Source organism: Shouchella hunanensis (genome assembly GCF_028735875.1).
GTDB classification, from domain to species: Bacteria; Bacillota; Bacilli; order Bacillales; family Bacillaceae_D; genus Shouchella; species Shouchella hunanensis.
This window is the reverse complement of record NZ_CP117834.1, coordinates 2,786,778-2,800,328: the sequence shown is the minus strand read 5'-3', so window position 1 is coordinate 2,800,328 and position 13,551 is coordinate 2,786,778. Positions and strand designations below refer to the sequence as shown.

10 protein-coding genes are annotated in these 13,551 nt (G+C 39.6%); 1 reads left to right on the top strand and 9 read right to left on the bottom strand.

Going from position 1 to position 13,551, the window contains the following annotated elements; all coding sequences use genetic code 11:
• Positions 1-13: 13 nt before the first annotated feature.
• The 5 genes from PQ477_RS14200 to PQ477_RS14180 all read right to left on the bottom strand — a co-directional run bounded on the left by PQ477_RS14200 (position 14) and on the right by PQ477_RS14180 (position 8,408).
• Positions 14-1,252, bottom strand: coding sequence for an ATP-binding protein (locus PQ477_RS14200; protein WP_274272261.1), 1,239 nt, complete (start codon positions 1,250-1,252; stop codon positions 14-16).
• A gap of 68 nt (positions 1,253-1,320) precedes the next feature.
• Entirely contained in the window at positions 1,321-3,195 is a 1,875-nt protein-coding gene (locus PQ477_RS14195; protein ID WP_432813904.1) for an ABC transporter ATP-binding protein, read from the bottom strand.
• Between the two features lie 7 nt (positions 3,196-3,202).
• The gene (locus tag PQ477_RS14190) at positions 3,203-4,921 is read right to left on the bottom strand and encodes an ABC transporter ATP-binding protein (RefSeq protein WP_274272257.1); all 1,719 of its coding nucleotides are present in this window, start codon (positions 4,919-4,921) and stop codon (positions 3,203-3,205) included.
• A 748-nt stretch (positions 4,922-5,669) separates the two neighbouring features.
• Positions 5,670-6,308: a GDSL-type esterase/lipase family protein gene (locus tag PQ477_RS14185; protein ID WP_144558595.1), complete on the bottom strand. Its 639-nt coding sequence runs from the start codon at positions 6,306-6,308 to the stop codon at positions 5,670-5,672.
• Between the two features lie 75 nt (positions 6,309-6,383).
• On the bottom strand, positions 6,384-8,408 hold the full coding sequence (locus PQ477_RS14180) for a HelD family protein (RefSeq protein WP_186370748.1): 2,025 nt from the start codon (positions 8,406-8,408) through the stop codon (positions 6,384-6,386).
• 210 nt (positions 8,409-8,618) lie between these two features.
• Between PQ477_RS14180 and proC the strand changes: the two genes are divergently transcribed.
• Positions 8,619-9,419: a pyrroline-5-carboxylate reductase gene (proC, locus tag PQ477_RS14175; RefSeq protein WP_144558593.1), complete on the top strand. Its 801-nt coding sequence runs from the start codon at positions 8,619-8,621 to the stop codon at positions 9,417-9,419.
• A gap of 41 nt (positions 9,420-9,460) precedes the next feature.
• Here the strand turns inward: proC and PQ477_RS14170 are convergent, their stop codons facing one another.
• The 4 genes from PQ477_RS14170 to PQ477_RS14155 all read right to left on the bottom strand — a co-directional run bounded on the left by PQ477_RS14170 (position 9,461) and on the right by PQ477_RS14155 (position 13,481).
• The gene (locus PQ477_RS14170; protein ID WP_060705271.1) at positions 9,461-10,756 is read right to left on the bottom strand and encodes an MATE family efflux transporter; all 1,296 of its coding nucleotides are present in this window, start codon (positions 10,754-10,756) and stop codon (positions 9,461-9,463) included.
• A 206-nt stretch (positions 10,757-10,962) separates the two neighbouring features.
• Complete coding sequence (locus PQ477_RS14165) at positions 10,963-11,484, bottom strand: histidine phosphatase family protein (RefSeq protein ID WP_274272254.1); 522 nt, start codon at positions 11,482-11,484, stop codon at positions 10,963-10,965.
• An 85-nt stretch (positions 11,485-11,569) separates the two neighbouring features.
• Positions 11,570-12,478 (bottom strand): ABC transporter permease, encoded by a 909-nt coding sequence (locus tag PQ477_RS14160; protein ID WP_144558591.1) that lies wholly within the window; start codon positions 12,476-12,478, stop codon positions 11,570-11,572.
• Positions 12,479-12,491: 13 nt separating this feature from the next.
• Positions 12,492-13,481: an ABC transporter permease gene (locus tag PQ477_RS14155; RefSeq protein ID WP_432813903.1), complete on the bottom strand. Its 990-nt coding sequence runs from the start codon at positions 13,479-13,481 to the stop codon at positions 12,492-12,494.
• Positions 13,482-13,551: the final 70 nt, after the last annotated feature.

The window sequence follows — 13,551 nt, the reverse complement described above, 5'->3', positions numbered from 1 at the left end:
AAATTTATATTTCCTATTCATTTTCCTTTTCTATCGGTAATGAAAGGACTACTTTTGTTCCTTTTCCAGGTTTACTTTTAAATGTTACCATCCCGTTCATCATTTCCACTATACGAATGGATACCATTGTTCCGATTCCATTGCCAGACTCCTTTGTTGTGAAATACGCTGTGCCTAACTGCTTTAATTGCTGTCTACTCATTCCTACACCGTTATCATTGATTTCAATTTGCGCTCGATCTTTTAAACGATCTAATTGTATGGTTACAGTATCCCCTTCATTTGACGCTTCAATGCCATTCTTCACAAAATTCATTAGCGCTTGCTTTACCTTGTTTTCGTTCCCGTTTACGATGGCTTGCTCACATGTGCCGATTGTCAGTTGAATAGACCGCTCTTGTGCATAGGGAGTGAGTAAAGCCACTACCTCACGTGCGGTTTCGTTTAAATGAAAGGTAGCGTTCGTTTGCGGTCTCGTTGTATTTAAAAACTCGTAAATAATGGATTCTGCCCGATCCAGTTCACTTAAAATCAGTTTATGATATTCAGCATGTTGTTTATCTTCTGACAATAATTGCACAAACCCTTTTACCACTGTTAACGGATTTCGTACCTCATGAGCAATTGAAGCCGCCAGCTCCCCTTTTGTAAAATCTTTTTCAGTCGCAACGAGCTCTGCTACAATACGCTCTTTTTCTAATAAAGTCTCAAATAAATAAGTAACAAGCACAACGGTGACGACAAGAAAGACAATATACAACCATCCTGCTACCCACGATTCAGACAGGTGGTTTTCATAGTTAATTAAGTATAAGGTACCAAAGGTTTGAATAGTGGCAGGAAGAATCAATAACAACGATGCATAACGAATCCTTGACCATCTAGGTGGTAACATATAAAAGCGGTTAACACATAAGGCATAAAAAAGAGCGGTTAACACGATCAGTACTACCCCTAGTATAAATAGATCTCCACCTTGACCTATTCTGCCTACTACCGCAATAGCTGCAACGCCCCAACCAGCTCGTTTACCTCCATATAAAAACGCAAGCAGTATCGGAATATAGCGTAAGTCCCATTGAATGTTTCCAACATTAATGGAAAAAAACAGGCACAATAAAACCGCTCCGCTCATAAATAAAAACATCGTTAATGAACGTTGAATTTTCCAGCTACCTTCAGCCCGAAGGCCATAGATAAGCACGGGGATTACAATGGCAAATACATTAATAATGAGTTTTTCAATAACCATGTCATTTAGCATCCCCCTCATTCACTATGCTTATCATTTCGACACTGTTTGCATCATTCCTTTCTAATTTATAGAATTGCGTCCATATTTTTAGTTCGTTGCAATTCATAATAAAAGCCTTTTTTCTCCATTAACTCTTCATGTGAACCCATTTCCGTTAATTCTCCTGCCTGCAAAACGAGAATTTTATCAGCTGTTTCAATTGTATTTAGCCGATGCGCAATTACAAAACTCGTTCGTCCATGCATCAAACGCTTTAGCGCCTCTTGAATCTTCATCTCTGTTACAGTATCAATACTAGAAGTCGCTTCATCAAGGATTAATAGTTTTGGATCCGCTAATAACGCACGGGCAATTGAGACTAATTGTCTCTGACCTTGACTAATGCCGCCGCCATCTTGCTTTAACGTTGTTTTATACCCTTTTGGCAGTCGCTTAATAAAGCTATGGGCATTTGCCAACTTCGCCGCTTCGTATACCTCTTCATCAGTTGCCGTAAGTCGTCCATAGCGAATGTTTTCAAGAATAGTTCCTTGAAATAAAAAGGAGTCCTGTAGTACAACGCCCATTTGACTTCGCAAGTCGGGTCGATTACGCTTTCGAATGTCAGTTCCATCAATAGTAATTGCACCTTGATTCACATCGTAAAACCTCGTCAGCAAATTAATAATCGTCGTCTTCCCAGCTCCAGTTGGACCAACAAATGCAACTGTTTCACCTGGCTTTACCGTAAATGAGACGTTCTTTAATATTGGAGAGTTCTCGTAGGAAAAGCTTACCTGTTCAAACGCCACATGGCCTTGTAAATCACTTTGAAAAGAACCATCTTCCGTTTCTTCTTCTGGCTTTTGATCCATGATTTCAAATACTCGCTCAGCCCCTGCCAATGCAGAAAGTAAAGCATTGAACTGGTTTGCTAAGTCATTCAGTGGTCTTGTAAACTGACGAGCATATTCTACAAAGATAACAATCATTCCAATAGTAACACCAGCAACTTGATTAACCGCCATTACTCCCCCGATAAAAGCAATAACAGCAAAGCTTAAATTATTTAAGACGTTCATGACTTTTGGAATAAAACCAGAATAGGTTTGCGCCCAAAAGCCAGCTACTCTTAAGGCTTCATTTCGCTGAGTAAATCCATCAATGACCGTATCTTCACGAGAAAACGTCTTGACCATTTGCTGACCCGCAATCGTCTCCTCTGAATAACCGTTCAATGTCCCAAGAGTACGTTGTTGCTCTTTAAAAAACACTTGCGTTCGCTTCGTAATCCATTTTAAACCATAGAACATAAGAGGAATAACCGTCATCGTCACAATCGTTAAAATGGGTGATAACCATAACATGACTGCTAAAATACCGATAAATGTAACAACACTCGATAAAATTTGCACGATAGATGAATTTAAGGTTGCCGATATATTTTCAATATCGTTTGTCACTCGACTCATAATGTCGCCATGTTGCCTTTTATCAAAAAAGCGAATCGGCAGTTGTTGTAGATGGTTAAACAAATCTCTCCTAATCTCATAAATCGTAGCTTGCGCGATACGAACCATAATAAAATTTTGAAAAAACGTTGCAATTGATAAACCAATAAAAGAAGCGAATAAAAGAAGTAAGATGGTGCCTAACCCATCAAACGTCATTGGAATGATATAATTATCAATAATAACGCCAATAAGAAAGGGACCTACTAACATAAGTAAGGAACTGATGATAACTAAAGCCATAACAACAAAAATGGCACTCTGACGTTTGCGTAGATATGCAAGAATTCTTCGCGTTGCTTCTTTCCAATCACGGGCTTTTTGACTTTTACCAACTCTTGCAGCATGTGGGTGAGCTGGCTTTGAAGGCTGATCTTCTTTTTGCTTATGTTGATAATGACGCCAGTCAATTTTTTTATATTGAAACGGCTCTTTTAAGATTGTTTTAATAGACACGCTACTCCTCCTTCCCGTATTGTGACTGATGGATTTTACGATAAAACGATGATTGTTCCATTAACTGCTCATGACTCCCGTAGCCTTCAATCTTACCGAATTCTAGCAATAGAATTTTATCTGCCTTCCTCGCTGTCGAAAGTTTTTGCGTAATAATGAGTGTCGTACATGAGTAATCCTCTAGCGCATGTAAAAACTGTTCTTCTGTTTTTGTATCTAACGCACTTGTACTATCATCCAAAAGTAAGATCTTAGGTTCACGAAGCAATGCACGTGCAATTGAAATGCGTTGCTTTTGTCCCCCTGATAAATTGACTCCTTGTTGTCCAACCACAGTATCGTAGCCTTGTTCTAGTTTCTCAATCGTCTCATGAATTTGCGCTGCCTTAGCTGCTAGAACAATCTGTTCAAGTGAAGCATCTGGGACTCCCCAAGCAATGTTCTCTCGAATTGTTCCCGAAAACAGACGAATAGACTGGGGGACGTAGCCCAGTTGCTTTCTGAGCTCTTGTATATTCCAGTGTTTAATGGACGTTCCATCTATTGTCACTTCACCAGAATCCGCTTCATAAAGTTTCGGAATGAGTTGAAACAAAGAAGTCTTTCCAGATCCGGTTTCACCTAAAACTGCAACGGTCTCCCCTGCATGTACGTGAAACGAAATGTCTTCTAAAACAGGCTCTTTTTGCCCATCATAAGAAAACCATACCGATTGAAACTGAACCTCACCCTTAAATGTAGGAGGTTGCGGGAGCTGCACTTGACCTTTTAGTTCATCATCAGGCTCTAACAAAACTTCCTCAATTCGCAATGCTGATGCTTTTGCTCTTGAAAACACCATAATAATCATTGCGAATACACCTAGAGCAGATGTAATTCTCGTTGCGTAGTTAACGATTGCCACAACATCGCCAACTTGTGCGGTATTATTATCAATTTGAAAGCTACCGAACCATAGCACAAGCAAGATCGATGCATTCATTAAAAGTAAAAGAACTGGCATCGTTAGTTCCATCAATCGAAATGCCTGCACCATACGCTTTCGTAGCGTATCACTTTCTACAAAAAAACGATTGACTTCATGAGCCTTACGTACAAAAACTCGAACAAGTCGAATCCCTGTCAAATTTTCTCGAACGACATGGTTGACCTTGTCGACTTGGTTTTGAACTTGTCCAAAAATATGTACACCTTTTTTCAAAATCCATAGTAAAAAGAAAATAAGGATTGGAATGGTAAGAATTAGAAAGAATGCCAGTCTAGCATTTATTAAAAAAGCCATAAAGGCACCACCTACAACGAGTAAGGGCGCTCTAGCCATAATACGTAACCCCATAAAAATGGTATTTTGAATTTGCGTTATATCGTTTGTTAGCCTCGTCATTAATGAAGAGGTGGCAAACGGTTGCAATTTGTCCAAACTGGACCGCTGAATATTTTTAAACATCGCGTTTCGTAAATCGAACCCTGTGCTTTGCCCTGCATGTCCTGCATAAAATGAGTTCAGTATGCCTGCAACAAACGCAACGAGGGATAAGCCAATCATGACACTTCCCCAAACGATAACGGTTGTTAAATCTTCTTGAAGTATGCCATCATCAATGATTCGGGCCAATAATAAAGGCTGGATTAATTCAACTGTCAGTTCTAACAGCATAAAAATAAACGCAATAATTGCAGCCCACTTGTACGACAGCAAATAAGAAAAAACTGTCCTCAAATCTATCTACCCCTCTATCTTTCTCTTTCAGACTATTATAATCGATATAAACAAAAAAAATCCTAAGAATGCACTTAGAATTTTTTTCATAACGTATTTTTACGGGGACTAATGTCATCATTCTATTCATGTACGTTTACGAAAACATATACTCAACATGTTTATTCACTAACATAATTACACATTCTACTGTCGACTTTACTAGTACTATTAAACGTTTCCATCTATATTTATCACGTTCATTATCCAGTAATCGCAAAAACAAGTATACCAGCTATACACACAAAAAAAGCAGCAGAGATTAATTTAACAAACCGCGCGTTCACGTCCGATCCCCCTCTTCATCATTGCTTCCCTTAGTATACAATGATTTGATCTGTTGTACTATGTAAAACATACAGAAAAAAGTCAAAAATTAGTTAGATATACCCTGTTGATTATACGGTAAACTGTAATGCAATCAGACAGAACCTTCCACATGATGATGAGGTTGTTCTAAGCCACAATCTGTTCCATACGTTTCGGAACACTACACCCGTCATTTCCCAAATAAAAATAGTAGTGATTGACTAATCGCAAAAGAGAACGGCGACTCACTAAACATGAACCAGCCGTCCCATTGATTTAAAAAAACTGTTACTTTGTCCATTCCTCTTTGTCTCTCCATTCAAGGCGCTGACGAATAAATACCGACTTCCTCTTGACCATGCAAAGCCGCTCTAAATGAATAGACTTAAAAATCCACACTTTAGTTTAGCTGAAAACCTTTTTTTGCTGCCTCATTCGCCATTATACTATAGCCTTTGTTATTTGGATGAAAAGCATCGCGAGAAAGAACATAGTGATTTCGTCTTTTAAAAGCCTGATAGACGTCTACAACTTGTACATGTGGAAACCGTGTTAATGATTGTATTCCGCGGTTGAACGACTTGATAGACTGGTCCACAAATGGTACAGAGTCCAGTGGATTATAGCTATTAAACACAATGATTTTGTAAGGAATGGCTTTACCTCGTTTGATTTCCGTTATATACGAAACCAATTGAGTCATCCAATAAATAGCGTTTTTAATTGCATGTTCTACTTTTTCAACGGAAAAAGGTTGTCGACCATATTGCACGGATTGAATTAAATCATTTCCACCACCTGTAATTGTAATGAAATTGGCTTCCGTAATGGATGTCACTGGTTGCTGATAGACGAGACGATGGATTTGACCAGTTGTTAAACCACTCCGAGCTACTGTTAGTGTTTTCACAGGAGCTTGTAAAGCGCCACTCGCATAATGTCGGTAGATTGAAACAAACCCATCAGGCTTGCCTGAAGCGCCTACACCCGTAGTTAGTGAATCGCCGATCGCTAAGTAGTTAACTCCTCTACGTTCCAAACTAAACCCTCCCTTCTATCCACTCTATTCAGTTGCCAAAAAAAGAGGAACGGCATACGTTCCTCTTTCAACTAACTATAATGGAATAATGGGGGAGAGTGTCCCTTCATATGAAAGTGATAACGAATGAAGTGCTCTTGTACAACCTACATAAAGCAACTTTTGATGAACAGGATTGTTTGGATAATGATGGTTTGATACATTTGTTAGCATAACAGCGTCAAACTCAAACCCTTTTGACAGGTAAATTGGTAGTATGGAGATTCCGCCTTTGTACGTTGTATCCCCTGCACGAATTAGCGTCGCTGAAATAGCGGCTTCTTTTAATTCCAAAGCAAGCGTTTCCGCTTCTTTCTTTGTCCTAGTTAGAAAGGCTATGGTTTCATACGCTTTTACATCACTTAGCCACTGAAGCATGGAAGACAGTGAATAAGAGATCACTTTCACAGGCTCACCACTTCGAAAAACAGGCTTTGCTAAAGGCGGATGGTTTTCGACCTGTTCAAGAATACCATTACTATATTCAATAATCTCCATCGTTGAGCGATAACTCTTTTCCATTTGCACGTAAGTACAGTTCTGACCAAGAACCTTTATAAACGAGTCCCACGTAACAATGCCTTCTTCACCGTGTATGCCTTGAGCAAGATCTCCTAGAATCGTCAAGCCTCCTTTTCTCGTATAGTCATTTAATAAGGAAATGATAAAGGGCGATAAATCCTGTGCCTCATCAATCACTAAGTGATCAAAGCGAGCTTCCTTATCTATACCAATTAATTGTTGGTGTATGTAGACCATTGGAGCCAGATCTTCAATAAACAATTTACCACTGCGCAGTGACTGAGAGATTGGGTGGTTTTGTTGCTGTAAAAAATTCAGATACAGCTTTAATTCATCTGGTTTTTTCCAGCTGTTCATATAACTTCTTACTGCCTTCAACCCTTCTGTTTTATACGCTTTGCGTTCTTTCTCATCCTCAAACATCCTTACCTCTATTTCAACCCAGCGCTTTAACCTTGCTTGCAGTCGTTCTCTTTGCTTTAAAGGAGCAGAATGAGCGAAATCCTGGGTTATCCATTCCTGTATCTTCTCCTTCTGAACAAGGCCACTCGCCCAAGGTATAAAATCTTTGATTGGTAGACGATTGGCTACTTCTTCCTCCACGTATTTCTTAAGTTGATCTCGAAAAGCGAGAGACCCTTTCTCTTTAATAACGACTTGATTTTCTGGTTCAACCTGTAGCTCAAAACGAGTGAAGATCCGGTCTTCTGTTGACTCCACTTCATAGGAATCATCTAATTTTTGCAAAGCCCAATCAACATAAGTAGACTGCTGAATATCGCCTACTCCTAGCTCTGGAAGCACTTGGGCAATATAATCAAGGAACATTGCATTTGGAGCAAAGATCATCATTCGTTCTGCTTTTAAACGCTCTCTGTATTCATAAAGAAGAAAGGCCAACCTGTGAAGAGCAACCGTTGTTTTTCCACTACCTGCTGCCCCTTGAATAAGCAATGGCTTCTTTACATCAGAGCGAATAATTGAGTTCTGCTCTGCTTGAATGGTCGATACAATGTCTTTTAATTTGTTGTCTTTTTGTTCACCTAACTTATAGAGAAGGAATTCATCCCCACCGCTACTTTCTTGGCCCTCTACGTAACTATCCACAACTCGCTTTAATTCACGCCCTCGAATAACTACATTTCGTTTTAATTGGATTTCGCCTTCCACGATACCATCTGGCGATTCGTAATAGACATCCTCTTCACTGCCGTTAAAACTATAAAATAAAGAAGCAACCGGTGCTCGCCAATCAATCACTAAAGGGTGATCCTCTTCATCATCATGTACACCAACTTTACCAATGTATAGGGCTTTCTTGTCCTCATTTTCAAAATCAAGAAAATCTAAGCGAGCAAAATATGGTTCTTCATTTGCAATTCGGAGAGATTGTCGCTTCGCTTCCCGTCGATCTTCTAACACTTGTTGAGTAAAGTCATCTCCTCGGTAAATCGGAATTTGCTGAACATGTGTAAACATTCGATCAATCTTTTTTAATGACGCTTTTAACACAGCCGTTTCGTAATCATGCTGGTTCATATTATATTCACCCTCTCTCAAGTCTCTTTTCTTATTTTGCATAATTTTTTAAAAAAAATATAGACTTTTTCTTTTCAGTTTGATAAGCTTTATATAGTTCAATTACCTAAAATATTTATACCAGTATTTGGTATTTTTTCATAAAAGACTTACGCTTTTTTCTTTTTTTTTCGCGTAAGTCTTTTACTATATTAAAGGAGTGAAGTCACGTTGCCATCATTATTATTTATCGGTGCTGGAAGAATGGCTGAAGCTGTATTTAAAGGCGTTCTAGCTAAACCAAATCCAGCATTCTCACCCGTATACGTAAGTAATCAAACAAACAAAGCTCATTTAGATAAGCTCACACAGGTTTATCCAATTGAAGCGATTTCAGATTGGTCTGAAAAGGTTACTGAAGCGGATGTCATTCTGATTGCCGCTCCACCTTCTGCACACCCATCTATTTTGAAAACGTTACGTCCTCTCGTTAGGAACCAACTCGTGTTAACTGTAGCTGCGGGTATCGGACCTTCTGACCTTGAAGCACAATTACCGGCTGGGGTAGCAACTGCATGGATCATGCCGAATACGGCAGCGCAAGCAGGAGCTTCGATAAGCCTTTATACATACGGTTCACATGTAACGGATACACAAAAAAGTTATGTCGAATCATTAGTAGCTTCTATCGGGACAGGTGCCCAACTAAGCGAATCACTTATTCACGAATTAACTGCCGTTACTGGAAGCGCACCTGCTTTCGTTTATGAATTTGTCATTCAGCTTGAATCAATTGCACAATCTTTTGGCATTGACCAATCTCAAGCTCGGAATCTCGTTGTTCAGATGCTGGCAGGAAGTGCAGATATGCTTAAAGCAGGTTTTACACCAACAGAATTACGTGATCAAGTCACAACACCAGGTGGTGCTACTGAAGCTGGTTTGAAATCGTTACAGGCAGATGATTTTAGTGGTTCCATTGCTCGTGGTGTTCAAGCAGTAACCGATCATGCCAAAGCAAAAAGCAACTAGTATATAAGAAAAGGCTGTAGACAATGTCTACAGCCTTTTCTTTAAAATACACGTTTCTCACCAAAGTGAATGTTACTCCTCTTCAAATAAACGTAAATAAGTATTAATACGGTTATTTCGGCAAAAGGAATGGCAAGCCAAATCGCATGAACGCCTAAAAGGAACGGTACTATTAATAAAAACAGCAACATTAGAATGATCTGTCTCCCAGCGGTAATCCATGTTGCAATCGCTACCTCTCCAATTGACTGGAAATACGTCATCAGTACAAAGTTTACCCCCATAACTAAATATGCTATAAAGAATAATCGTATGCCTCTTACCGCTAACTCTTTTACTTCCTCAGGGAAATCTCCAAAGATATTCACAATTGGGACTGCTGCGAACTGGCCAATTAAGAAGCAAATGAGTCCGGCAACAAAACCTGTTCGAATAGCTAGTTTCATAAGCTGTCTTTTTTTCTCATGTTCTGCTGCACCATGAAAATAACTAACAATAGGCTGAACCGCTGCTCCCATTCCTAAGAACATGAGCAACATAACTGCATGCACATAATTGACAACGGAAAAAGCGGCAACGCCCACTGTACCTGCAAGACGTGCAAACATAATGTTATGAGAGACTGTAAAAACAGATATGCCTACTTCTGCTAAGAAACTTGGAAACCCGAATCGTAAAGCTTGCTTTGATAATAATAAATCAAATTTCACCTTTACGAACTTTAAATTACTTCTTTTCGTAAAGAAATGTGAAGATAGAACGAGTAAGCCTAAGAACGCAGCAATGATCGTTCCGAATGCGATTTCACGCACCCCTAAATCGAGTACATACAGAATAACGTAGTTAATGCCCACATTTGAAAAAGCCGTTGTGACGAGCGCTGCCATAGCAAGCGTTGGGTTGCCATCATTACGGACAAAAATACTTGATGCATTTTCCAAGGTGAAAATAAAACCGAAAACTAAGAAAACATTCATATACGCAGCAGCAAATGGAGCTGTTTCCTCATTTGCACCTAGTGCGTAGACAAGTGGCTCGTGAAAGAGTAAAGCCAAAGCGCCTATTACAATGGTCCCCAACCCAATTAGTAAAATGGAATGGGTGAAGATGACTTGCGCACGTCCCTTTTCTTTTCTACCCATTGCTTGTGAATATAGAGTCGCTCCACCAATCCCTAGCCATAACGATAAGCCCACAAAAATGGTATAGACTGGACCAGCAATGTTTACACCAGCTAACGCAACAGGACCAAGTCGATTGCCAACCATAATACCGTCAACTGCTAGATTAATGGCCATTAATAGCATGCCAACCAATGATGGAATTAAATACCGCATAAAGAGCTTACTAATCTTTTCAGTTTCCAACGGATTTGCAGTATCTTCTCTTCCCAAATTTCCACCTTCTCTTTAACTCAAACGAAATCAAATCGTATGTATTATAGCAAATTTTCGTAGTACTGCGTCAATCTTTTTCTGTTTGCCTCATTCATTTACCAATCGTCTACTCAATAGAACCTCATCTTGTCATTTATTCTACGCATTCACCTTACCAAATTAACCTTTCTTTCTTTTAAGCAGAGTTCATAAACAGCCGGATTCCCCATCGCTTCCCATTCGCTGAAACCAAATTCAGGCTGATAATAGCGGATAAGTAACGCTAGAAGATTTCCGTGGCTTACGATAATGGTTGGTTCAGTTAAGCTGTTTACGACAGACAGAATACGCGCTTGAGCTTCATGGGACGATTCACCACCTTCGAGAGAATAGGAATCGTCAGCAAAACTTCTCTGTAAATGCACAAGCCAATTGGTAAGTGAGACCGGACTTAAACAACGCTCCATTAGCCTTTCCTCTTGCTCAATTGGTAATCCTAACAATTCCGCTGTCGGTTCAATCGTTGAAATTGCCCTTTTGTAAGGGCTTGAAAGAATCATGTTAATCGCCTTCTCTTGAAAAAACAAAGCTAAATCCTTCGCATCTTGTTTCCCTTTACTCGTTAATCTGGCAGACGGTTCTTGCCCTGTTGCTTCAGCATGCCTTACGAAATAAAGAATTCCACTCATGTAGAACAGCTCCTTTTAGTGTGTATGAATAAATTGAAAAAACGAACATGGAAATGTTTCATGTTCGCTTCTCAGTATACCTTTATTACCCTTGGTCTTTCATTTTTGGATCAAGGGCATCTCTTAATCCATCTCCTAACATATTAAATCCTAATACTACCAGCATGATAGACAAACCTGGGAATAGTACCGTCCAGTAAGCATTTTGAATGTAACCTCTAGAATCAGCTAACATTCTTCCCCATTCTGGTGTGGGTGGACTAGCTCCCATTCCAAGAAATCCAAGTGCGGCTGCTTCTATGATCGCAATCCCAAATCCTAAAGTTGCTTGCACGATAATTGGCGCTAAACTATTGGGTAAAATGTGATGAAACATAATTCGTCCATTTTTCATACCTTGCGCTTTTGCGGCTAAGACAAACTCTTCTGCTCGTAAACTGATCACTTTTGAACGAACAATTCGACCAAATATCGGCACATTAATAATAGCGATGGCCAACATCGCATTTTGTAGAGATGGTCCTAAAATCGCTACAATGGCAATGGCTAATAAAATACTTGGGAATGCGAGCATAATATCAAAAATTCTAGAAATAAGCATATCGACCCAACGTCCGTAGAACCCTGCTACTAATCCAAGTGTGGTTCCAATGACAAGCGCACCACTAATTGAAAAGAGGCCGATTAAAAGAGAAATTCGTGCACCGTGTGCAACACGAGTAAAAACATCTCGTCCTAAATCATCTGTCCCCATCCAATGTTCTGATGAAGGAGGCATTAAACGAATGGAAGGATCCGTTTTGTCGATCGTATACGACGTTAATAACGGGGCGAAAATAGCAAGCAAAATAAAGAACGTTAAAATAACAGCACCGACAAGTGCTAATTTATTCTTGAATAAATGGTAGAACGTATCTCCCCATATCGACCTTGTTTTTTCTTCTTTCGACGGAGGACGCTGATGAGGTTGAGTGGCTATTGGTCTTGATTCCATCTCTTAATCCCCCTTAATATTTAATTCTCGGGTCGATAGATGCATAAAGAAGATCGACAATGAGATTAATAAACACAAAAATGGTAGCAACAATTAAAATGCCTGACTGAATAACTGGGTAATCTCGATACGAAATACCCTCATAAATATACCGACCAACCCCAGGCCAACTGAAAATCGTTTCCGTTAGAATTGCTCCACCGAGTAATGCGCCGGCTTGTAAACCTACAACCGTTAATACTGGGATAAATGCATTTTTTAGTGCATGTTTATAAACGACAATACCTTGACTAGAGCCTTTTGCTTGAACCGTACGAATATAGTCAGACCGCAATACTTCTAGCATGCTTGACCGTGTCATCCTAGCAATAATCGCCATTGGGATCGTCCCAAGAGCAATGACAGGTAAAACAAGATGGCGTATAGCCGTTATGGTTTGATCAAAATTTCCTCTTAATAACGTGTCAATAATATAAAAATGAGTAATTGGTTCAATCGGTGCTCGTGGATCGCTTCTTCCAACAGTCGGAAGCCAACCTAGCTCCTGTGCAAAGATCCATTGCTCCATCAATGCCAACCAGAAAACCGGCATTGATACCCCTACAAGAGCGATAAGCATACATGCATAATCAAAAAATGAATTTTGTTTCCACGCACTGACAATACCTGCGTTTACGCCAATAATGATGGCAAATAACATGGCAAAAAACGTTAGCTCCATCGTTGCAGCTAAATACGGCCAGATCTCGGTAATGATTTCATTATTTGTTCGCATGGAAACCCCAAGATCGCCTGTTAGTAAATCTCCTATGTAACTACCATATTGAACCCAAAATGGGTTGTTTAAGCCTAGCTGATCTTCTAATTCTGCAATTGCTTGAGGAGAAGCTTGTTCGCCTAAGATTGTTTGTGCTGGGTTTCCAGGAATGAGCCAAATAATCGAAAACGTGACAACCGTCATCCCAATTAAAACAGGAATTAGTAAAGCGATTCTTCGTAACATATAAGAAAACACAGTTTCACCTCTATTCTTTGGATAAAGAAGGCAGCAGCATTCATGCTACCGCCTTTCA

Excerpts from the sequence above, each read along its gene's own strand:
- PQ477_RS14200 (WP_274272261.1), bottom strand. The coding sequence starts at position 1,252 with ATGGTTATTGAAAAACTCATTATTAATGTATTTGCCATTGTAATCCCC.
- PQ477_RS14180 (WP_186370748.1), bottom strand. The coding sequence starts at position 8,408 with ATGAACCAGCATGATTACGAAACGGCTGTGTTAAAAGCGTCATTAAAA.
- PQ477_RS14170 (WP_060705271.1), bottom strand. The coding sequence starts at position 10,756 with ATGCGGTATTTAATTCCATCATTGGTTGGCATGCTATTAATGGCCATT.
- PQ477_RS14165 (WP_274272254.1), bottom strand. The coding sequence starts at position 11,484 with ATGAGTGGAATTCTTTATTTCGTAAGGCATGCTGAAGCAACAGGGCAA.
- PQ477_RS14160 (WP_144558591.1), bottom strand. The coding sequence starts at position 12,478 with ATGGAATCAAGACCAATAGCCACTCAACCTCATCAGCGTCCTCCGTCG.
- PQ477_RS14155 (WP_432813903.1), bottom strand. The coding sequence starts at position 13,481 with ATGTTACGAAGAATCGCTTTACTAATTCCTGTTTTAATTGGGATGACG.